This is a genomic window from Parafrankia elaeagni, from assembly GCF_000374165.1.
GTDB lineage: Bacteria > Actinomycetota > Actinomycetes > Frankiales > Frankiaceae > Parafrankia > Parafrankia elaeagni.
Window position 1 is genome coordinate 343,866 of record NZ_KB893717.1, and the last position, 22,420, is coordinate 366,285.

The window sequence follows — 22,420 nt, forward strand, 5'->3', positions numbered from 1 at the left end:
TCAGCGGGCGGTCATCCGCAGCGCGCCGTCCATGCGGATGGTCTCGCCGTTCAGATAGTCGTGATCGGCGATCATGAGAACCAGCCGGGCGTATTCGGTGGGCTCGGCCAGCCGGCGGGGGAAGGTCACGGTCTCGGCGAGCCCAGCCCGCACCTCGTCCGAGAAACCGGCCATCATCGGTGTGTCGACAATGCCCGGCGCAATGGTCATGACCCGGATTCCGAACTGGGCGAGATCCCGGGCCGCGGTTATGGTCATTCCCGCCACCCCGGCCTTCGAGGCGGCATACGCGATCTGGCCGATCTGCGCCTCGAAGGCGGCGATGGACGCCGTGTTCACCACCAGCCCCCGCTGGCCGTGCTCGTCGGCGTCGAGCTGGCTCATGGCCTCGGCGGCCAGCCGCAGCACGTTGAACGTGCCCAGCAGGTTGACCATCAGCACGGTCCGGAACAGGTCCAGGTCGTGCGGGCCGCGGCGGGACAGGATGCGCGCCGACGGGGCGATGCCCGCGCAGTTCACCGCGAGCCGCAGCGGGCGGCCCTCGCCCGTGATGCGCTCGATCGCTGCGCTGACCTGCGCCTCGTCCGTGACATCGGTCGGGATCAGGTGAACGCCTTCGGTGGGGTTGGCGCCCGCGACCGCCTTGTCGAGGTCCAGTCCGTACACGGTGACACCGCGCCCGGCGAGTGCCGCGGCCGTGGCGGCGCCCAGCCCGGAGGCGGCTCCGGTGACGATTGCCGCGGTGTGATCGAGCTGCATGACAGGGCTCCTCGAAAACGATCGATGACGCATCGGCGGGCGGCCGGATACTACGACACCGCCGCCCGGAACGGCCATGATCGCACCGATGGGCTCAGGCATCGCGTGGAAGAAGTGGGCACGGGCGGAAGAGGCTACAGCCGGCTGGAAACGTGAATGTGATGGCGTGTGGAGCCCGCGAGAGAGCCCCCGCACAACCAGCGGAAGCAGAAATCCTCGGGTGGAATCCCGGGGCTGTTCCGTGGATTACCGCACGACCTGTCGTGACTGGGCCGGCCCCTCTCCGAGGGCCGTCCGGCTGACGTCCGCCCTGCGACGTCCGCCCTGCGACGTCCGCCCTGCGACGTCCGCCCTGCGACGTCCGCCCTGCGACATCCATCCCCAGGCGTGTGCTGCCGGCCGCTGCCCAGCCGACCCCGCCCGCTGCTCCGAGCCGGCGTGCGGTCGCGGGGCGAGGTTGATCGACAGCTTAATTTTGACGTCGATGTCAATAAGTGCTAGCGTGCGGATGCATCGGAGATGATGTGCGGGGTGGGTGCGTGTCCGCCCCGCGGAGGCCTCACCGCGGGAGTCAGGTGACTACCTCGCGGTGTCGAGCTGGTGGGGTTCCGGCCAGCGTACGGAGGTAGTCATGCCCAGGACAGATGTCGACTTCCCTGTCTTCGACGCGGATAACCACATGTACGAGACAGTGGATGCCTTCACGAAATTCCTGCCGAAGGAACACGAAGGCCTGATCAAGTACGTGCAGGTGAACGGTCGCGACAAGATCGCGGTACGCGGGGTGATCTCCGAGTACATCCCGAACCCGACCTTCAACGTGGTCGCGCGGCCGGGCGCCTGGGAGGACTACTTCAAGAACGGCAACCCGGAGGGCAAGTCCACCCGGGAGCTGATGGGCAAGCCGATCCGCTCGCCCGAGGCGTTCTTCGCCCCGGAGCCCCGGCTCAAGCTGATGAACGAGCTGGGCATCGACCGGGCCCTGATGTGGCCCACGCTGGCGAGCCTGCTCGAGGACCGGCTGCGTGACGACCCGAAGGCCACCCACGTGGTCGTCCACGCGTTGAACCAGTGGATGCACGAGCAGTGGAGCTTCAACTACGAGGACCGGATCTTCGCGACTCCGGTGATCACGCTGCCGATCGTCAGCGAGGCCATCAAGGAGCTGGAGTGGGTGGTCGAGCGCGGAGCGAAGATCATCCTGATCCGGCCGGCGCCGGTACCCGGCTACGAGGGCTTCCGCTCGTTCGCGCTGCCGGAGTTCGACCCCTTCTGGGAGAAGGTCGTCGAGGCTGACATCACCGTCGGCCTGCACTCGTCCGACGACGGTCTGACCCGCTACTACAACATGTGGGAGGGCCGGCCGGACGGTGAGCACCTGCCGTTCGCCTCGCCGACCGCCTTCAAAGACATCATGAACAAGCAGCACCGCGGCATCTTCGACACCGTCACCTCGCTGATCGGGCACGGCCTCCTGAGCCGCTTCCCGACCCTGCGGATCCTGCCGGTGGAGAACGGTTCGGGCTGGGTGCGTCCCTTCGTGGAGGCGGCCGGCGAGTCCTACGCGAAGAGCCCGAAGCTCTACGACGAGGACCCGATCACGGTGCTGAAGCGCAACATCTGGATCCACCCCTTCTTCGAGGAGAACCCGCACGGTCTCATCGAACTGCTGGGCCCGGACCGCATCGTCTTCGGCTCCGACTTCCCGCACGCCGAGGGCATGTCCGACCCCGTCTCCTACGTGGACGAGCTGGTGGGTCTGCCCAAGGAGGACATCGTCAAGGTGATGGGCGGCAACCTCGCCGAGGCGATGAAGCTCCCCGCCACGGTCTGAGTCCTTTCCTGACGGGGTACCGGCGACGCCGGTACCCCGTTCGGTGTTTCCGGGTGCCTGTTGTTCGGTCACCATCCGGGCGACACGCGACGTAGTGCTTCAGGCCGGGCCCGCCCGTGAAGTCGAGCGGACCGCGGGTGCCGTCCAGACCGTAGAAGGCGCTCGCGACGTGCACCGGAGTGCGGGCGTCCCAGTTGGCCTCGTTCGCCCGCATCATCCGACGCGTCTCGGTGTCGAACTCCCGTCCCATGGTCGACAAGGTAGTGCGCGGGTCTCCGCGCCGCTCACCGCCTGGCGCGCCAGGACTGGCTGCGGTGGTGGTCGGGGGTGAAGCCGTGTTCCACCCCCCACAGCACGGCCTGGGTGCGGCTCGCCACGCCGATCTTGCGGTAGAGCGCCCGGATGTAGGACTTCACCGTGTTCGGGCTCAGGCAGCTGATCTGCGCCACCTCGGCGTTGCTGTGGCCCTGGGTGATCAGCGCGAGGACCTCGGCCTCCCGCTCGGTGAGGCCTTCGTTGCGCCCAGGCCAGTCCAGGCCGGACATCACGCGCGAGCGCGGCGGTGGGCTGACGACGACCTCCCCGGCGTGCACGGCCTCCAGCGCGGCGACGAGCTCGCGGGCGGGCAGCGTCTTCGACAGGTAGCCGCTCGCGCCGCGCGCGAGGGCGCCCTCCACCAGGCCGTCGTGGAAGTTCCAGGTGTAGATGACGAGCCGGCCCGCGTGCCGGTTGGCGACGATGTCCGCGATCTCGTCCCCGCCGGCCTCCGGCTGGGCGAACGAGTCGTACAGCACGACGTCGACGTCGGTGACGACAGGCCGGTTCGCGTCGATCTCGACGACGCGCACGCGGTCCTCGTACGGCGCGAGGATGCGGGCGATGCCGGCCAGCACCACCTCGTAGTCGTCCACAAGTGCCACGGTGAGTGGCCTGGGTGCCCCGTCTGCCATGGTTAGCGGCCTACCATCCGCGGCAGGTGCCGGAAACCACCCCCAGGGGTGTGGCGTGCCCCCTTTCCCAAGGGATTAAGTGTTCCTGCGCCGGGCAGGAGGCGTGCCAGCTCCCGTCGTGCCGGCGTGCCTGTCGTTCGACGGAGAGGGGCCGGCCGGAGCGGGACAGGAAGGCATCAGGTATGTCGGGTTTCCCCACTGACCTGCTTTCCGCGGGAGCTCCCGTCACCCTCGAGAACTGCGATCGGGAGCCCATTCACATTCCTGGCAGCATCCAGCCGCACGGTGTTCTGCTGGCACTGGTGGAGCCCGGCCTGACCGTGGCGCACGTCTCGGCGAACTGCGGCGCCCTCCTCGGCGTGGAGCCGGAGCGGGTGGTCGGCGCCCCGCTGGACGCGCTTGTGGGCTCCGGGCCGGCCGAACTGCTGCGCAGGACCGTGGCGAGCTCGTTCGACCTGCGGGAGGCCGGCCCGACCGACCTGGTGCTCACCGTCCGCGGTGTGGACGTCGTCTGCGACGCGGTCCTGCATCGGGTTGACGGGATGGTCGTCGTCGAGCTGATACCGACGGTGAGCCGGCGCCCGCTGACGTTCGCCGACACCTATCAGCGCACCCGCACCGCGGTGCTGCGCCTCGACCGGACGACCTCGCTGGCCGAGCTGTACGAGGTGGCGGCGGAGGAGGTGCGCCGGCTGACCGGTTTCGACCGGGTGATGGTGTACCGGTTCGACCCGGAGTGGAACGGTGAGGTCGTCGCCGAGGCCCGCCGCGAGGACCTGAACAGCTTCCTGGGGCTGCACTACCCGGCGACCGACATCCCGGCCCAGGCCCGGGCGCTCTACGAGCGTTCCTGGCTGCGGCTCATTCCGGACACGTCCTACCGGCCGGTGCCGCTCGTGCCCGTCGTGAGCCCACGCACGGGACGTCCGCTGGACATGGGCGACGCGTGGCTGCGCAGTGTCTCGCCGATCCACCTCGAGTACCTGGGCAACATGGGCGTCACCGCGTCGATGTCGGTCTCGCTCCTGCGCGACGGGCGGCTGTGGGGGATGCTCGCGTGCCACCACTACGCGGGCCCGCACGAGCCGCCCTACGAGGTGTGCGCGGCGGTGGAGTTCCTCGGTCACGTCCTGTCGCTGCGGCTCGTCGCCCGCGAGGACGGTGAGCGGCTCGAGCAGCTGGTCAGCGCGCGGGAGGCGCTGGACCGGCTCACCTCCACCCTGGAACACGACGAGACCGGGGACCGCCTCGCGGCCACGCTGATCGACAACGGCTCCGTCCTTCGGCGGCTGATCCCCGCGGGCGGGGTGGCGGTACAGATCGCCGGGGTGTGGCGCTGGGCGGGGAACGTACCGCCGCGAAACGTCCTGCGCGAGATGGTGGCCGAGCTGGACGACGGCGACGGACTGGTCGTCGAGGACGCCGTCGCACTGCGCCACGAACGGTTCGAGCCCCACCGGGACACCGCATGCGGCATCCTCGGGATCCGGCTCGCGCCCGACGAGATGGTGGTCTGGGTCCGGCCGGAAACCGTCCAGACCGTCGACTGGGGCGGCGACCCGCACAACAAGCAGCTGCAGGCGCTGGAGGGCGCCGACGTCCGGCTCAGCCCGCGGCGCTCCTTCGAGCGGTGGCGCGAGACGGTGCGGCTGCGGTCGCGCCCGTGGACCGAGGCGCAGGTCGGGCTCGCGTCCGACCTGCGCCGTGAGCTGACGCGGATCATGTACGGCCGGGCCCGGCAGGCGGCCCGGCTCACCGAGAACGTCCAGCAGAGCCTGCTGCCACAGGCTCTCCCCGACATCGCCGGCTTCGACCTGGCCGCGCTCTACCGTCCCGCCCCCGGCGGGCGGGTCGGCGGCGACTGGTACGACGCGTTCGCGCTGCCCGGTGGCACGATCGTGTTGGTGGTCGGGGATGTCGCCGGCCACGGCATCGCGGCGGCGGGAACGATGGGGCAGCTGCGCAACGCACTGCGCGCCTATCTCGTCGACTCCGCGCTGGACGGTCCCCTCACCGGCGGGCTGGCTGGGTGCGGTTCCGGCGTGCACGTGGCGTCGGAGGCACTGCGCCGCCTCGACCGGCTGACGGCCGTGCTGCTGCCGGAGGCACTCGCGACATCGGTCGTTGTCCTTCTCGACCCCGCCACCGCCACCATCCAGGTCGCCTCGTCCGGCCACCCGCTGCCGCTGCACGTCCCGGCCGGCGGCGAACCGCGGCTGCTGGACGTGCCGGTCGCACCGCCGCTGGGAGCGTGGGCGTTCGCCACCCGTCCCACCCCCGGCGAGTCCGCCAGCGCCGTCGCTGTCGACGTCGACGTCACCCTGGGCGCCGGTGACACGCTGATTCTCTTCTCCGACGGCCTCGTCGAGCGCCGCGGCGAGGCACCGGACACCGGTCTGGACCGGCTGCAGCGGCTTGCGGCCTGCCACGCCGCCACGAGCCGCCCCGCCGCGCTCGCCGACATCCTCTTCGAGGCCTGCCGCGACCCGGACGGCTCCGACGACACCACGGTGGTCGTCCTGCGCCGGACAGCCTGAACCCGCCACCAGCCCGTCTGCCGGACGGCGCCGGAAACGGGCCCGTGCCGACCAGCGCCTCGCTAGGCTGAGCGGGTGGACACAGGCCCGGTGACGGACGCGAGCACAGCGGTGGAAGCCCCTGTCGACGCCGACATCGACATGGGCGGTGCGACCTCCTCCCGCGGTGACAGCGACATCATGGCCTGCCTGCGCCGCTCCACGGCCGACGTGCACGAGCGGGTGGAGACGAACCTCGGGCTGGCGGACCCCGACATCCCGGCCGGGCGCTACCGCGAACTGATGATCTCCTTCTACCGTCTCCACGCGGCGCTGGAACCACGCCTCGACGACCTGTTCACCGAGTTCGAGGACCCGCTGCTGGACTGGCCGGGGCGGCGCAAGCTTGCCAGGCTGACCCGTGACCTGGACACCCTCGGGGTCGCCTCCGGAGCGCTGGCCGCGCTCCCCGTCGCGGCGATACCGCCCGGCCGCGACCTGGCCTTCGGCTTCGGCGCGCTGTACGTGACCGAGGGCGCGACCCTCGGCGGCCAGCTCATCGCGCGGGGCCTGAGCACCCGCACCGACCTGACCGGCGCGACGTCCTACCTCACCCCGTACGGCGACCAGGCCGGCCGCCGCTGGCGGGACCTGCGCCTGGTGATGCGCCGCTGGGTGGGTACCGACCGCACCCGGGCCGACGCGGTCGTCGAGGCTGCCGTCGGCACGTTCCTCGCCTTCGAGGCAGCGCTGTACTGAGCCGCGCCGCGCTGTAAAGAATTCCAAGTTCGTGGCCGAGTACGGAAATACTGTGGTGGCTGATGCCAATCCGTTCTTGGGTGACGCTGGGGACGATTCACAGCTGACACATAGATTTCGCACGGGTTGAGCACAGACGTCACCGCGAAGCTCTCGCACGTGCAGAGAGAGAACCCCGCCGAACACGCCCGGTCATGACGGCTCCGGGGCGGCTGGTCGCGCGCCGCCGGCTGTTGGTCGCGCTGGTCGCGGTGGTCGTCATCGCCGCCGGGATCACCGTCTTCGTGGTCACCCGCGATGCATCCACCGGGGCGGCGGCGACCGTCACCTCCCGTGCCGTGACCGCCGAACTGGGCACCATCCGGCAGACGGTCGCCACGAGCGGCACGATCGCTCCGGAGACGCAGTCCGACCTGACCTTCCCCGCGGCGGGCACGGTCACCGGCGTCCTGGTGGGCGAGGGCGACAGGGTGACCGCCGGCCAGAAGCTGGCGACCATGGACTCGGTGTCCCTGACCGCGGACCTCGCCCAGGCCAGGCTGACGTTGGCCAACAACGAGGAGAAACTCGCCTCCGACCAGACCGCCGGGGCGTCGGACGAGCAGCTCGACGCCGACCGGGCGGCGGTCACGACCGCGACGGACGGGGTCACCACTGCGGAGGAGGCGCTCGCCGGGGCGACCATGACCTCCCCGGTCAACGGGGTTGTGGTGAGCACCTCGCTCGTGGTCGGGCAGCAGGTGTCCGGGTCGTCGAGCAGCGGCGGCAGCGCCAGCGGGAGCGGATCCGGCGCGTCCGGCGGCGGGTCCGGTGGCGCGGGTGCATCCGGCGGGACGGCGACCGGGTCAGCCGGCACCTCCGGCACCTCCGGCTCGTCGGGTTCGTCGAGCGGACAGATCACTGTGATCAGCACCGACTCCTGGATCGTCAACGCGACCGTGGACTCGAACAGCGTCGACCTGATCGCCAAGGGCAACCAGGCGACCATCGTCCCGGGCACCAGCACCAGCACCTCGATCTACGGGACGGTCTCGTCGGTGGGCCTGATCGCGTCCAGCTCCGGGCAGACGGCGACCTTCCCGGTTGTGATCAAGGTGACCGGGAGTCCTGAGGGGCTGCACTCCGGTGACACCGCGACCGTGACGATCATCTACAAGCAGCTCGGCAACGTGCTGGTCGTCCCCAGCGCCGCCATCAGCCAGCGGGACGGCGGGTCGGTCGTCCGCCTGGTGTCCGGCACGTCGACGACCACGCGGACGGTGACGACCGGCCTGGCCAGCGGCGGTTCGACCCAGATCGTCTCCGGCCTGTCCGAGGGCGACCAGGTGATGGTCGACGTCACTGTTCCCGGCGGAGCCGGCGGTGGCGGCGGAGCCGGAGGAGGACCTGGCGGCCAGGGCTACGGCCGGCCCGGCGGCCAGTTCGGCAGCGGCGCCGGCGGCGGCCCCGGTGGGTTCGCGGGCGGCGCGGGCGGCGGCCCCGGTGGGTTCGCGGGCGGCGCGGGCGGCGGCGGGTTCCCGGGTGGGGGGAACTGACATGGGCAGCGCACCGCGGGGGCAGGAGCCCGCGACGATGCCGTTGCCGCGGCCGCGGGCCAAGGCAGCCGCTCCGGTCATCGAACTGGAGCGGGTGGGCAAGTCCTACCGGGCCGGAGCGCTGGACGTCACCGCGCTGCGTGACGTCTCCACCAGCATCGCGGCCGGGGAGTACGTGGCCATCGTCGGCCCGTCCGGCTCCGGGAAGTCGACCCTGATGCACATCATCGGCTGCCTGGACGTGCTCACCACCGGGATCTACCGGCTCTCCGGCGAGGACGTCAGCACCATGACCGAGGCGGAGCTGGCCGAGATCCGCAACCGTCGGATCGGGTTCGTGTTCCAGCAGTTCAACCTGCTGCCGTCGCTGTCGGCCCTGCGCAACGTCGAGCTGCCGCTGGTCTACCGCGGTGAGCGACGAGACGTCCGCAGGCAGCGGGCCCGCACGGCGCTTGAGCGGGTCGGCCTCGCCACGCGGGTCGAGCACCGGCCGGGGGAGCTGTCCGGCGGTCAGCAGCAGCGGGTCGCGGTCGCCCGCGCGCTGGTCGGCGACCCGTCGCTGATCCTCGCGGACGAGCCGACCGGCAACCTGGACTCGACAGCGACCAGGGACGTCCTCGACCTCCTCGACGAGCTGCACGACTCCGGCCGCACGATCGTCCTGATCACCCACGAGCGGGAGGTCGCCGACCGGGCCCGCCGGGTGCTGCACATCCGGGACGGGGTCATCGAGTCCGACAGCGGACCGGGAACCTCGGCGGGAACCTCGGCGGCGGGAACGTCCGTATCGGGAACGTCGGAATCGGGAACGTCGGAATCGGCACCGGCGTCGGCCGGGACGGTGGCGCGCCCGTGAGCTGGCTGGAGACGCTGCGCACCGGGCTCGACGCGATCCGCACGCACCGGCTGCGGTCCGGGCTCACCGTGCTGGGCATCCTGATCGGGATCGCCGCCGTGGTCCTCACCGTGGGCCTCGGTGTCGGCGCGCAGGACAAGGTCGGCTCCCAGATCAGCTCGCTCGGCAGCAATCTGCTCATCGTCTCGCCGGGCAGCTCGACCAGCTCCGCCGGCGTGCGTGGCGGGTTCGGCTCCGCGTCGACGCTGACCACCGCTGACGCGGCCGCGCTGGCCTCGAAGGACGCCGCGCCCGACATCGACGGGGTCGCCCCGGTCAAACAGAGCTCGTTGTCGCTGCTGAACGGCTCGACGAACTGGACCACGACCGTGGTCGGCACGACGCCGGACTGGCTGTCCGTCCGCAGCCGTTCCCTCGCCGAGGGCCGCTTCCTCACCACCACGGACGAGGCGCAGGCCGCGGCCGTGACCGTCCTGGCGGCGGACACGGCGTCGGAGCTGTTCGGCCGGCGCAGCCCGCTCGGTCAGAGCGTGACGATCAACAACATCCCGTTCTCGGTCGTCGGCGTGCTCGAGTCGGCTGGTTCGGACAGCTCCAGCAACCTCGACGACCAGGCGATCGTGCCGATGTCCACCGGAGCGAGCCGGCTGTTCGGCGGCACTACACGCACCTCCGTCTCGACGATCTACCTTCGGGCGACGTCGTCGTCCACGCTGTCGGCGGCCTACCAGGAGGCCACGAACCTGCTGCTGAACCAGCACGGTCTCACCGGCGGTGCGGACAGTGCCGACTTCACGATCACCAGCCAGGAATCCCTGCTGACCACGGCGACATCCGTGAGCCGGACGCTGACCGCGCTGCTCGCCGGCATCGCCGCACTGTCGCTGCTGGTCGGCGGGATCGGCGTCATGAACATCATGCTGGTCTCGGTCACCGAGCGCACCCGCGAGATCGGGCTGCGCAAGGCGCTCGGCGCGCCGCCCGCGGCGATCCGGCGGCAGTTCCTCATCGAGGCGTCGCTGCTCAGTCTCGTCGGCGGGGCGGTTGGCGCGCTGCTGGGCATCGGTGGCGCGCTGCTGCTGCCCCGGTTCATCGACAGCCCGGTCGCGGTCGTCTGGTGGGCGGTGCTCGGCTCCCTCGCGGTCGCGGTCGCCATCGGCGTCGCCTTCGGGGTGTATCCGGCCAGCCGGGCGGCCCGGCTGGCTCCCATCGACGCGCTGCGCAGCGACTGACTCCGGCAGCCACCGACTCCGGCTCCGGCGGCGACTGACTCCGGCGGCCACCGACTCCGGCTCCGGCGGCGACTGACTCCGGCGGCCACCGACTCCGGCGGCGACTGGTTCCGGCGGCCGCACCAGACCTCCCCGACGAAAGCCCACCCATGACGAGGACAGAGAACATGACTCGCCTGGCTCCGCTTCCCGCACCCGCACCCGCTCCCACACCCGCTCCCATGCCCGGCGGCCGACCGGTGCGCCGTACCGCGGCCGCGGCTGTGGCGTCCGCCGCCGTGCTGGTCGCCGTGCTGGCCGGCTGTGGAGGCTCCTCCGCCGACCCGTCGCAGGCAGGCGAAGCCCAGGCCGCCGGCCAGGGCGGTGCGGACAACGGGCCCGGAGGCGGGGGTGGGGCCGCCGCCTCCGGGCTCATCGCCGCGATCGACGGCGGCACGCTCCAGGTACAGAACCAGCAGTCCGGCCAGGCCGCGGTGACCTACGACGACAGCACGACGTTCAGCCAGACCGTGGCGGCGACGCTCGCCGACGTCCGGGAAGGCGTGTGCGCGACCGCGGCGAACATACCGGCGAACGGGGGTCAGCCGCCGACGGGTGCGCCGGCGACCGGGAGGCCGTCCGGTGCGCCGAACGGAGGGACGCGCCCCACCGCCGTCCCCACCTCCTTCAGCGCCACGACCGTGACGATCAGCGAGCCGGTGGACGGCACCTGCGCCGGGCCGGCTGCCGGCGGTGCCCGGCCCAGCGGGGAGCCCCGGACCCCACCGAGCGGCGCGCCGAGCAGTGCCCCCGACGGCCAGAACGGATCGGGTGGGCAGGGCGGGAGCGGCGGGGGCGGTTTCGGCGGCCGTGCGACGGGCGAGGTGACCGCGGTGTCCGGCTCCACGATCACCGTCTCCGGTACGACTGTCGGAAGTGACGACCCCGTCACCTACACGGTGCTGGTCGGTGGCGACACCACCTACAGCCGGTCGGCGGACGCGACGGCCGACGCGCTGGCGGTCGGCAGGTGCGCCGTGGTGAACGGGGACACCGACGAGACGGGCACTGTCGCGGCGACGCGTATCGCCCTGCGTGAGGCGACCGACGGCGAGTGCGCCACGGGCTTCGGCAGCGGGGGCGGTGCCGGTGGTGCCGGTGGTGCCGGCCGCGGGAACGGCGGCGACGGTTCCACCGGATCAGGCGGCACCAATGGCTGACGACACCCCAGCGGTGCGGGCGGGCGGGACCGGGGCGGAAGGCGTCGGCCCGCCGCCGGTGCGGCGTCGGCCGCGCCGTCCGCAGCCGACGCGCAGGGTGGTTGCCGGCGTGGCCGCGCTGGCGGTGGCCGGTGCGGGCGTCGGCGCCGGCCTGGTAGCCACTGCCGACGACGGGGTGTCCTACCGCCTCGCCGCCGCGACCACCGGATCGGTCACCCAGACCCTGACCTCGGTGGGCACGCTCGGCACGGTCAACACCTCCACGCTGTCCTTCCCGGTCGGCGGGGTGGTGACAGCCGTGCCCGTGCGGATCGGTGACCGGGTCAGCGCGGGCCAGGCCCTCGCGAACCTCGACCCGGCCCAGCTGCAGAGCGCCCTGAACACGGCGAACGAGAAACTGGCGAACGCCCGTCTCACGCTGGCGAACGACGCCTCGGGGCAGACGTCCGGCGCCGCCTCGCAGAGCGGCGCCACGACCAGCCTGACCTCCACCTCGGGATCCGGCGCTGTGATCAGCCTGCTCGCGAACGCGCCCGCCGCCTCCGCGGGGGACCGCGGCGGCTCGGCTGGGGTGGCACTGACCAGCAGCTCCGGTGGCACCAGCACCGCCGGCGGCGGCTCCGGCGCCGATGTGGTGAGGCCTGGCACCGCCCTCGTCATGGCGGTCACCGCGGCACAGCGGGACGTCATCGCGGCCCAGTCGGCGCTCGACGCCGTGCTGGCCGACCTCGGAGCCGACCTGAGCGCGCTCACGGCCCAGGACGGCGGCTGTGCGGTGACGGAGGGTTCACCATCCACGCCGATCTCCTTCACCGCCACCCCGGTGCCCACAGGTGAGTCCACCGGCACGTCCACAGGCACCGGGACGATCAGCGGCACGGTCGGCGCGAAGGACACGGTCACCCTCAGCCGGGCCGGCGCCGTCATCGCGACCAGGACCGGTCCGTACACCTTCACCGGCCTGGATGCCGGGTCCCCGTACACGGTGACGATCCGGCCGGCCGCCCTCGTCGGCGTCGTGGACGCCACCGCGTGCCAGAACGCGATCGGCGCGCTGGTCACCCGGTTCAGCGCCCCGGCGGACGCGTCCGGGATGTCAGGGGAATCGAACCTGGGCGGGCTGACCTCCCGGCTCGCCTCGGCCAAGGCCGACCTGGACGCGGCGGTGCGCGCGCTGGGCAGCACCGGCACCGGCACCGCGCCGACCGAGCCATCGGCCGCGCCCTCGTCGACGACCCAGCCGTCCACGGCGCCGTCGCCTTCGCCTTCGCCTTCGACCGGTCCCGCATCGTCGCCCGCGCCCTCGCCCGCGGTCCGCGGCGGCAAACCCACACCCACACCGGGAGGCGGCACACCCTCCTCCGGAGGCAGCGGCCGTCCGACTGCCGCACCGACGCCGAGCGCCAGCGCTGGTACGGACGGCGGGACGGGTTCCGCGCGTCCGGGCGCCGCCGTGCCGGGCGGGGACGGGTCCAGCCCGTCCGATGGTGAGCAGCCGGGTAGCGGGCAGCCGGATAGCGGGCAGTCCGGGGGTGGGCAGTCCGGTGGCGGAGCGTCCGGTGGCGCTTCGGGTAGCGGCGCCAGCGGCCGTACGACGCAGCCCGCCTCCGCGGAGAAACTCGCCGCGGATCAGGCCGCCGTCGACGCGGCGGTCGCACAGGTCGCCGTCGCCCAGCAGAACCTGAACGGCGCGACGCTGACCAGCCCGATCAGCGGGACGGTGGCCGCCCTCTCGATTGAGCCCGGCAGCACGGTCGGCGCGTTCTCGAGCAGCGCCACCGTCACTGTGCTCGGCGACGGTGACCGGCAGATCACGACCACGGTCCCGCTGTCCGCCGTCGACCTGGTGAAGGTGTCGAACCCGGCGACCGTCATCGTCGACGGGGTCGCGGAGCCGCTGGCCGGCACCGTGTCGTCGATCGGCGCGCTTGACAGCACCACCGGGTCGACCACGACCTATCCCGTCAGGATCGTGCTGAAGCCGACGGATGCCCGGCTCTTCGACGGTACCGGCGCCACCGTGTCAATCAGGGTCAGGGAGGTCAGGGACGTCCTGACGGTGCCGACGTCCGCAGTGCACCGGTCCGGCCAGCTCTCCACTGTCACCGTGGTGCGGGACGGCAGGGCCACGGCGGTGCGGGTGCAGACCGGCGCGGTCGGCCCGGAGCGCACCGAGGTGACCTCGGGCCTCGAGGCCGGCGACCAGGTCTCCCTCGCGGAGATCAACGCCGGCCTGCCCTCCGGGGACTCCGACGAGTCGTCGGGAAACGGCGGGCTGTTCGGCGGCGGTGGCGACGCCAACAGCCTGCCCGGCGGCGGACCGGCGGGTCCCGGCGGTTTCATGAACGGCGGCTTCGGTGCCGGTGGTGGTGGCGGCGGGGGTCGCTGATCGGCCAGGACGGATGCCCGCTGCTGACCTGGCCGACGCGACCTCCTGTTTCATGGGGTGCCGCCGGCCCTGGGGGGTACTGACAGGCGCTCCCACGACGGCGGACGGCAGCTCTAGCGTGGCGTCACGCCTTCCGCACCGACCTTGAACCTCGGTGCCGGCGTAGTGATCGGGCAGGCCGAGCCGCATGTCGGCCTGCGGCGTCACAGGGCACTACGGGCTGCTGTCCGCGGGAACCGGAGGCCCCCACCGGCTCCGCGACGGCGACGCCCTGGTCGGCCGGAAACATTCCGGCTGCCCTCTGTCCTCCTCGTCAACGTTGTCGAAGGATTCACCATGGACTATGCCAACCTTGGAACCTCCGGGCTGAAGGTCAGCCGCATCGCACTCGGCTGCATGAGTTTCGGCCGGCCGGGTACGGGCCGTGACTGGACACTGGACGCCGATTCCGCCGCATCGATCTTCAAGCAGGCGATCGAGCTCGGTATCAACTTCTGGGATACCGCCAACACCTACGGCAAGGGAAGCTCCGAGGAGATCACGGGCGACGCCGTGAAGCAGTACACAAGCCGCGACCAGGTCGTGATCGCGACCAAGCTGTTCGCGCCGATGGGCACCGGCCCGGGTGGCCGGGGCCTCTCGCGCCGTGCTGTCTTCGAGCAGCTCGACGCATCGCTCCGACGGCTCGGCACCGACTGGATCGACCTCTACCAGATCCACCGGTTCGATCGGCTCACCCCCGTCGAGGAGACGATGGAGGCCCTGCACGACGCCGTCAAATCGGGGAAGGTCCGCTATCTGGGCGCTTCTTCGATGTGGGCCTGGCAGTTCTCCAAGATGCAGTACACCGCGCAGCTGCACGGCTGGACGAAGTTCATCTCCATGCAGGACCAGTACAACCTCGTCGCCCGGGAGGAGGAACGAGAGATGTTCCCCCTGCTGGCGGATCAGGGTGTCGGCAGCCTGCCATGGTCGCCGCTCGCCGCCGGCCTGGTGACCAGGCCGTGGGGGAACGTGAGCACGACCCGCGGAACGCTGAACCCGACGGCCGACTCCTCCGGCACCCCGCTGTTCCTCGACAGCGACCGCGGCACGATCGACGCGGTCGAGCGCATCGCCGAGTCGAGGGGAGTCTCGATGGCCCAGGTGGCGATGGCGTGGGTGCTGCGCAACCCTGTCGTGACCGCTCCGATCGTCGGTGCGACCAGGCCGCACCATCTCTCCGACGCCGTCGCGGCGCTCGACCTCGTTCTCAGTGATGACGAGGTCACCGCTCTGGAGGAGCATTACACCCCGCGCAAGCCGACCTACTACGGCTCCGAGTCGGGGTACTGAGCCTGTGGCAGGAACCCGCCCTCGAGACAAGGAGCTCATGCCATGTCGACCTGGTTGATCACAGGGTGTTCCTCGGGCCTGGGGCGCGCGCTCGCGCAGGCCCTTCTCGACCACGGCCACAACGTCGCCGCCACCGCCCGGGACGTCACCCGCGTGGCCGATCTCGCCGAGGCCCATCCTGAGCGCGCGCTCGCCCTGGCGCTCGACGTCACCGACGGCGCGGCGGTCGCGCGTGCCGTCCAGCAGACCGAGCAGCGGTTCGGTGGTCTCGACGTTCTCGTCAACAACGCCGGCTACGGATACCGGGCCGCGGTGGAGGAGGGCGACGACGACGACGTCCAGCAGCTGTTCGCCACCAACTTCTTCGGCGCGGTGTCGATGACCAGGGCGGTCCTTCCGGGCATGCGCGCACGCCGGCGCGGCGCGATCGTCAACATCTCGTCGATCGGCGCGCGTATCTGCCCGGCGGGATCGGGTTACTACTCGGCGACCAAGGGAGCGCTCGAGGGCCTGACCGGCTCGCTGCGCAGGGAACTCGAGCCGCTCGGCCTCCACGCGATGATCGTCGAGCCCGGCGCTTTCCGTACCGATTTCTCGGGGCGTTCGCTCCGGCAGGCCGAGACACCGATCGGTGACTACGCCGACACGGCCGGGCGCCGCCGTAAGGAGAACGACACGACGCACGGCACCGAGCCGGGTGACCCGGCGAAGGCGGCCGAGGCGATCATCGTGGCCGTCGGGTCTGCGTCGCCGCCCGCCCTGCTCGTACTCGGTCAGGACGCCGTGACTCTCTTCCGTGACACGCTGGAGGCACAGCTCGCGGACTTGGCGGAGTGGGAGAAGACCAGCGTCGCGACCGCTGTCGACGCTTAGCCGAACCGGCTGCACATCCGGGGGCAAGCACATCCGAGGGCGACGCAGCGTGGGCCAGGTCGCGAGGGCCAGGTCGCGAGGACCCGCTCACCGTCACCCCCCTGCCGCCCGACCTCCGCCCCGCCCGACCTCCGCCCCGCCCGGGTGTCCCGGCCGGGGCGGAGGTGCCCGGCCGATTCGATCAGGCTCGGCCGGTTGCGCGTTGTGTGCTGGCAGTTCGCTGGCCATGATGCGTTGACCCCTCCGCGGTCTCTCGCTAAAGTACTTACATACGCTAAATAGTTCGCATATAAGAACAGGCGACGTCGCAGTGACGGACCGGCAGTGATCCGGACGCGCCCGCGCAGGCCGTCGAACGATGGACTCGCCTCCTGGGCTCCTGTGTCAGGGTCCCGTGCCAGTGCACGCGGTCGGGCACGAATGGCCGATCACGATTTCCGTGCCGCTGCTGATCCCCCGGCTGGCGCCGCGGGCGAGCTGATGACCGCCGCACCTCCGCTCGCTTTGCATTCCCGAATGTTCTGTCATGTCTGCGGCCCGTGTCACCTCCGGTGCGGTTCCGCGAAGGAGAGAAGGACGTGCCCAGAAATGTGTCCGCCGAACCGTCGACGATAATCCCGGTGTCTGATCCCGCCCGAGGCGGCGGGTCCGGTCGCCCCTTTCCGCTGTCGCTCTCACCCGCGACAACGCGGCTTCGTCCGCCGGCGCAGGCAGTGTGATGTAGTGCAGAGAGAGGTCATCGCGAGGGAGGGCAGGAGAGGCTTATGCGGCGTGGCCCTCCTCGTCGCCGCAACGATACTGATGCATCTTGTCCACTCGCCGGCACCGTACCTTCTCGGTGGTCTGATCGGCGGGGCCGCGTTCACACTCACGTTCCGAGCACCATGGCGGTTTCCTCAGCCGGCACGGCATTTCGGTATGGCGCTGATCGGGGTCAGCGCGGGCGCTCTGATCGACTCCGCCGTGATCCGGCAGTTGGTGAGTCAGCCCGTCGAGGTGCTCGGGGGCGTCGCCGTCACCCTCGTCTTCAGCATGCTGACGGGTCTGGTTCTCGTGGTGTCACCGAAGGTGAACCTGGCTACGGCGATCTTCGCCTCGATGGCGGGCGCTGCCTCCGGAGTCTCGGCCATGGCCAAGGAGCTGGATGCCGACGACGCGATTGTCTCGGCCGTCCAGTACGCGCGTGTGGTGCTCGTCGTGGTTTCGCTGTCGCTGGTCGCGCCGATCCTCGACCGGTCCGGAAGTCTTGCTCCGGCGAGCCTCGGACCTGCCGCCGACCCTGTCCTGTGGCAGAGCCTGCTGTTCACGGCTCTGTGTCTGGGGGTTGGTCTGCTTCTCGCGCAGGTCCTCACCTTCAGCGGCTCGCGCCTGGTCATCCCGATGCTGATCGCCATGGCGATCGCGCTGATGACCTCCGCTCCGCTTGAGGTTCCGGAGCCGCTGCTCAATCTCGGTTACACCATCACAGGACTTGCTGTCGGGTTCTCCTTCACCGCCGCCACGATTCGCCTGTTGGTACGGCTCTTCCCGTTGGTGACGGTGCAGTTGATTGCGAGTGTCGGGGGCTGCGCCCTGATCGGGATCGTGTTTGCCCGAATGTTCGGAATCCCGGATCTCGCCGGATACCTGGCGATGACCCCGGGCGGTCTCCCGGCGGTGACCGCTGTCGCGGTCCAGTCCGGTTCGGAGGTCGGGCTGGTCATCACGATGCAGCTCGTACGGGTGTTCGCCGCCATTCTGAGCGCGTCGCTCATCGGCACCCTGATCCGACGTCACAGCAGGCTGGCGGATACCTGACCATCCGGCGATCGCAGTCCACCCCACCACCCAGTCTGATCCCCTATGCGTACCATGTTCCTTATATGCGAACGTCGGGCTAGGCTGCACGAGACCCGGCCAGGGTTGTCGTCGCGGCCTCCAGGAGGATGTCATGATCTTTCCTACCGTCAGACACGTGACATCCTCCGTCCGTGTCTTCGCCGGCGAGGACGCGCTGGCTGCCCTGCCGCGTGAGTTCGACCGTGCGGGGCTCCAGCGGGCGGTCGTGTTCTGCGGGGGCTCGATGCGCCGCCACGCCGAAGCGATGGCGAGGGTCGAGTCAGTGCTCGGTGACCGGCTCGCCGGATGGTTCGACGAGGTCCGTGAACACAGTCCGCTGCCCGCGGTCGAACGCGCGCGCGAGGTCCTGGAAACGACCGCGGCGGACGCCGTGGTGGCGCTGGGCGGCGGATCCGCCATCGTGACTGCCCGCGCCGCGAGCATCCTGCTGGCGGAGAAGGCCGACGCGCGCGATCTCTGCACCCGGCGTGTCGACGGCCGTCTGGTCAGCCCGAAGCTGAACGCACCGAAGCTGCCGCAGTGGATCATTGCCAGCACCCCGACCACGGCCTACGCCAAGGCGGGCAGCGCGGTGCGCGACCCGGAAACCGGGGAGCGACTGGCCCTCTTCGACCCCAAGACCCGTGCCACGGGCCTGTTCATGGATCCGGTGATCGCGGGTACCGCGCCGGTGTCGCTGGTGCGCTCGTCCGCGTTGAACGCCTTCGCCATGGCTGTCGAAGGGCTGCAGTCGCACACGGACGATCCACTCGCCGACGCCGAGCTGGCGCATGCTCTCCGCCTGTCACGGGAGTGGCTGCCACGCCTCGGCACCGCCGCGGACAGCGAGCCACGCCTGCGCCTCATGCTCGCCGCGTTCCTTGCGGGCAGTGGCAGCGACCACACCGGTGCCGGCCTGGCCCAGGCTCTCTCACACGCGGTCGGCCCGCGCTCCACAGTGGCGAACGGAACGGTCGAGGCGATGCTCCTGCCGCTCACGATGCGCTTCAACGCCGAGGTGACGAAGCAGCGCCTCCCCCAGATCGTGGACGTCCTCGGCGGCGGGAGCCGGCCCCGCGATGATGCGACGGAGGCGATCGGTGCCGTCGAGCAACTGCTCGTGGCCGCCGGTGTGCCTCGCCGCCTCCGCGACGTCGGAATCGGCCGCGAGATCCTGCCGGAGATCGTCGGCCATGCGATGGACGACTGGGCCATCACCCGTGTCCCGCGCCCGGCGACCAGGGATGATCTCGTGTCGCTTCTCGAGAGCGCCTGGTGAGGGTGGTTGCCCACATGCCGATGTCGCTCCGGAAGAGACTGCGCGGGCCGTCTGACACCTCTGTTGACGCTCGGGTCGAGGTAGACTAGTTTCGTAAGTACGAACGAAAGTTCGTAAATATGCATAAGTCTAGATATGTATGAGCAGGCTCGTACACAGCTGAATGGTCGTGCACAGCTGAGCAGGCTCGTGTACAGCGAGGCTGTGTGCAGAAGGGCTGTGTAAACGCGGCCCGTGCACGCAGGGAGGTCGTCGCGGCGGCATTGCCGCGGCGGCATGGATGAGGGTGCCTGGCGACGACTCGGTGCTCCGGTGACCGGGGTCGTCCTCAGCGCGACCTGACGAGGTCCGTAACCGCGCGGGCACAGGCGTGACGCGGCCGGCGGCGATGGTCGAGCGCACCCCACCCCACACGACACGATCGTCGTCGTCCTGCGGCGGCGAACCAGAGGAGGCACGCGGGATGTCACGAGACCATCGGGCGCCGTTCGCGGTCCCGGGCCACCGGCGGATTCGTGCGGGGCTGCCGCGGCTCGGCGAGGTGGGCGAGGTCGACCGCCCCGCGCGCACGGTCGAGGCCCACGAGTCGCTCCCGGCCCCGGTAGCCCCATGACGGACCTGGTCACCATCGACTGCCAGGAGAACGTGGCGGTGGTGGAGATGCACCGGCCGCCGAACAACTTCTTCGACGAGGCCAGCCTCCGTGGGGTGGCGCAGGCCCTGCTTCACGTCGACGCCATGCCCGAGGTCCGTTGCGTGGTGCTCTGCTCCCAGGGGCGTCACTTCTGCGCGGGTGCCGATCTCCGCGACGTCGACGCGGACGGGCTGCGCCGGGTCTACCGCGAGGCGTTCACCATCTTCACCGCACGCAAGCCCGTCATCGCCGCCGTGCAGGGCGCCGCGATCGGCGGCGGTCTCGGGCTGGCGCTGGCTGCCGATTTCCGGGTCGCCGGCGAGAACGCGCGGTTCAGCGCGAACTTCGCCCGGCTGGGCTTCCACCACGGTTTCGGCCTTTCGGTCACCCTGCCGACGGTCGTGGGGAACCAGAAGGCGCGTGATCTGCTGTACACGGGGCGTTCGGTGCGGGCACCCGAGGCGCTCGCGATCGGGTTGTGCGACCGTGTCACGGCAGGCGAGCCGCGGGACGAGGCACTGGCGTGGGCTCGCGAGATCGCCCAGTCCGCGCCGCTGTCCCTGCTGTCGATCCGGTCGACCCTCCGGCGTGACCTCGTCTCGCAGGTCTCGGCGGCTCTCGACCTGGAGGCCGCCGCACAGGCGGTCCTACTCGGGACGGCCGACTTCCAGGAGGGAATCCAGGCGTCAATCGGCAAGCGTGCGCCGATCTTCGTCGGGGCCTGAGCGGGTGGTCCGTCGAGGGTGGGGTTAAATACTGGCCATGACCGATGTTCCGGCCCCGAAGCCCGAGGGTGCCCCGCAGAACCACCGGACGATCGACCGGGTTACTCGCATCCTTGAAGAAGTCGTCTACAACCCCGGTATGACTTTTGTCGAGCTGGTGCGGGCACTGGACGCTCCGAAGAGTTCTGTTCACGGATTCGTCCGAGGGCTTCTCGCGGCAGGGTGGGTCTATGAGGAAGGCCATCGGTTCTATCTCGGCCCGGCACTCTACGGTCTGACCCTGGCCAGCGGCGGATTTCGCGCCGGAATGGTGACAGACGCCGATATCGCATCACTCTACGAGGCGGCGGGTGTCACGGTTTTTGTCGGCGTCCAGGCCGGTGACCACCTGATCTACGTGTCGGAGTTCGGTGCGGACAGGCTGGCGGGCTTCGCGGCACGTAACAACATCCGCCGCACCATGCTGGGGACGGCTGGTGGCAAGGCGATTCTCGCGGCGCTGCCCGCCGCGCAGCGAGATGCGTACCTGCGTCGACGGAAGCCGGAGGAAGCCGCACTCGTGGACCAGTTCCTCGTCGAGTACGAGGACATCAGGAGGACGCGGATCGCCCAGAACACCCAGCATGCTGGTACGCGCTCCGCCATCGCGACGGTCGTGTCGGGCCAGTCAGGCGAACCGGTCGCCGAGGTCACCCTGGTGGGGCCCAGCACGGAAGTTCTGCCTCGTAGGGAACAACTGGCGGAGATGCTGCTCGAGCACGTCGACTCGTGGCGGCGCCGAGCTCCCCTTTCGCGTTAGCAGGACAGGGCAGACCGGCCCGTTTCTTTTCTCGACGAAAATTTCAGCGTTGAATTTCTGAAGAAGACGACCGGTTTCCGATGGCGACCCGGGGGTCGCACCGGTGCGTTACCGGAGTCGCCTCCGCGACCGGTCGACAGACGAATCGGGAGTATCTGTGTCTGCCCAAGCCCGCTCCGCTCGTGCTCGCCGGTCGTGTCTGGCAGTTCCGGCTTCCAACCTGAAGATGCTGGGTAAGGCGCAGGGCCTTCCCGCTGACCAGATCTTCTGTGATCTTGAGGACTCGGTGGCGCCGGGGGCGAAGGAGTCGGCGCGGGGGAACGTGGTGTCGGTGTTGAACGAGGGTGACTGGGCGGGTAAGACGCGGGTGGTGCGGGTGAATGACCTGACGACGAAGTGGACGTATCGGGATGTTGTGACGGTGGTGGAGGGTGCGGGGGCGAATCTGGACTGTGTGATGTTGCCGAAGGTGCAGACGGCGGCGCAGGTGCAGTGGCTGGATCTGTTGTTGACGCAGATCGAGGAGGTGATGGGTCTCGAGGTGGGGCGGATCGGTATCGAGGCGCAGATCGAGAACGCGTTGGGGTTGTCGAACGTGAAGGAGATCGCGTTCGCGAGCCCGCGGATCGAGACGATCATCTTTGGTCCGGCGGATTTCATGGCGTCGATGAACATGCCGTCGCTGGTGGTGGGTGCGTTGAGCCCGGACTATCCGGGGGATCCGTTCCACTACGTGCTGTTCAAGATTCTGGAGGCGGCGCGGGCGCGGGGTGTGCAGGCGATTGACGGTCCGTTCCTGCAGATTCGTGATGTGGAGGCGTTCCGGGGGGTGGCGAAGAAGTCCGCGGCGTTGGGGTACGACGGTAAGTGGGTGTTGCATCCGGGGCAGATCGAGGCGGCGAACGAGATCTACGCGCCTCGGCAGGAG

At 70.4% G+C, this 22,420-nt stretch carries 17 protein-coding genes and 1 pseudogene; 15 read left to right on the forward strand and 3 right to left on the reverse strand.

Going from position 1 to position 22,420, the window contains the following annotated elements; translation table 11 throughout:
- Positions 1–759 carry an SDR family NAD(P)-dependent oxidoreductase gene (locus tag B207_RS0112190; RefSeq protein WP_018636814.1) on the reverse strand — a complete coding sequence of 253 codons (759 nt, stop codon included), beginning with the start codon at positions 757–759 and terminating at the stop codon, positions 1–3.
- A 631-nt stretch (positions 760–1,390) separates the two neighbouring features.
- Between B207_RS0112190 and B207_RS0112195 the strand changes: the two genes are divergently transcribed.
- Complete coding sequence (locus B207_RS0112195; protein WP_026310974.1) at positions 1,391–2,593, forward strand: amidohydrolase family protein; 1,203 nt, start codon at positions 1,391–1,393, stop codon at positions 2,591–2,593.
- 118 nt (positions 2,594–2,711) lie between these two features.
- Here B207_RS0112195 and B207_RS42825 read toward each other — a convergent pair.
- Positions 2,712–2,810 (reverse strand): annotated as a pseudogene (locus B207_RS42825) (SAM-dependent methyltransferase); the annotation flags it as partial.
- 67 nt (positions 2,811–2,877) lie between these two features.
- Positions 2,878–3,543 (reverse strand): LuxR C-terminal-related transcriptional regulator, encoded by a 666-nt coding sequence (locus tag B207_RS0112200; protein ID WP_026310975.1) that lies wholly within the window; start codon positions 3,541–3,543, stop codon positions 2,878–2,880.
- 182 nt (positions 3,544–3,725) lie between these two features.
- Here B207_RS0112200 and B207_RS0112205 point away from each other — a divergent pair, with 182 nt between their 5' ends.
- The 14 genes from B207_RS0112205 to B207_RS0112280 form a co-directional block, all read left to right on the forward strand.
- Positions 3,726–6,080, forward strand: a complete 2,355-nt coding sequence (locus B207_RS0112205; protein ID WP_018636817.1) for a SpoIIE family protein phosphatase — start codon at positions 3,726–3,728, stop codon at positions 6,078–6,080.
- Positions 6,081–6,155: 75 nt separating this feature from the next.
- Positions 6,156–6,818 (forward strand): biliverdin-producing heme oxygenase, encoded by a 663-nt coding sequence (locus B207_RS0112210; protein ID WP_230204981.1) that lies wholly within the window; start codon positions 6,156–6,158, stop codon positions 6,816–6,818.
- 194 nt (positions 6,819–7,012) lie between these two features.
- Positions 7,013–8,353 (forward strand): efflux RND transporter periplasmic adaptor subunit, encoded by a 1,341-nt coding sequence (locus B207_RS42305; protein ID WP_018636819.1) that lies wholly within the window; start codon positions 7,013–7,015, stop codon positions 8,351–8,353.
- 1 nt (position 8,354) lies between these two features.
- Positions 8,355–9,209, forward strand: coding sequence for an ABC transporter ATP-binding protein (locus tag B207_RS0112220; protein ID WP_084692113.1), 855 nt, complete (start codon positions 8,355–8,357; stop codon positions 9,207–9,209).
- Positions 9,206–10,441, forward strand: coding sequence for an ABC transporter permease (locus B207_RS0112225; protein ID WP_018636821.1), 1,236 nt, complete (start codon positions 9,206–9,208; stop codon positions 10,439–10,441). Before B207_RS0112220 ends, B207_RS0112225 begins: the two co-directional genes overlap by 4 nt.
- Before the next feature lie 167 nt (positions 10,442–10,608).
- Complete coding sequence (locus B207_RS0112230) at positions 10,609–11,640, forward strand: DUF5666 domain-containing protein (RefSeq protein ID WP_230204982.1); 1,032 nt, start codon at positions 10,609–10,611, stop codon at positions 11,638–11,640.
- A gap of 109 nt (positions 11,641–11,749) precedes the next feature.
- Complete coding sequence (locus tag B207_RS0112235) at positions 11,750–14,029, forward strand: HlyD family efflux transporter periplasmic adaptor subunit (RefSeq protein WP_230204983.1); 2,280 nt, start codon at positions 11,750–11,752, stop codon at positions 14,027–14,029.
- Between the two features lie 336 nt (positions 14,030–14,365).
- Positions 14,366–15,364 (forward strand): aldo/keto reductase, encoded by a 999-nt coding sequence (locus B207_RS0112240; protein WP_018636824.1) that lies wholly within the window; start codon positions 14,366–14,368, stop codon positions 15,362–15,364.
- Between the two features lie 42 nt (positions 15,365–15,406).
- The gene (locus tag B207_RS0112245) at positions 15,407–16,237 is read left to right on the forward strand and encodes an oxidoreductase (RefSeq protein ID WP_018636825.1); all 831 of its coding nucleotides are present in this window, start codon (positions 15,407–15,409) and stop codon (positions 16,235–16,237) included.
- Between the two features lie 771 nt (positions 16,238–17,008).
- Complete coding sequence (locus B207_RS0112255) at positions 17,009–18,034, forward strand: AbrB family transcriptional regulator (RefSeq protein WP_018636826.1); 1,026 nt, start codon at positions 17,009–17,011, stop codon at positions 18,032–18,034.
- A gap of 133 nt (positions 18,035–18,167) precedes the next feature.
- Positions 18,168–19,334 carry an iron-containing alcohol dehydrogenase family protein gene (locus B207_RS0112260; RefSeq protein WP_026310977.1) on the forward strand — a complete coding sequence of 389 codons (1,167 nt, stop codon included), beginning with the start codon at positions 18,168–18,170 and terminating at the stop codon, positions 19,332–19,334.
- A gap of 609 nt (positions 19,335–19,943) precedes the next feature.
- Complete coding sequence (locus B207_RS0112270; protein WP_018636829.1) at positions 19,944–20,693, forward strand: enoyl-CoA hydratase/isomerase family protein; 750 nt, start codon at positions 19,944–19,946, stop codon at positions 20,691–20,693.
- Between the two features lie 37 nt (positions 20,694–20,730).
- Complete coding sequence (locus B207_RS0112275; protein ID WP_018636830.1) at positions 20,731–21,492, forward strand: IclR family transcriptional regulator; 762 nt, start codon at positions 20,731–20,733, stop codon at positions 21,490–21,492.
- Positions 21,493–21,649: 157 nt separating this feature from the next.
- Positions 21,650–22,420, forward strand: a 771-nt coding sequence (locus B207_RS0112280) for an HpcH/HpaI aldolase/citrate lyase family protein (RefSeq protein ID WP_035740565.1), incomplete at its 3' end; no start/stop codon positions are given.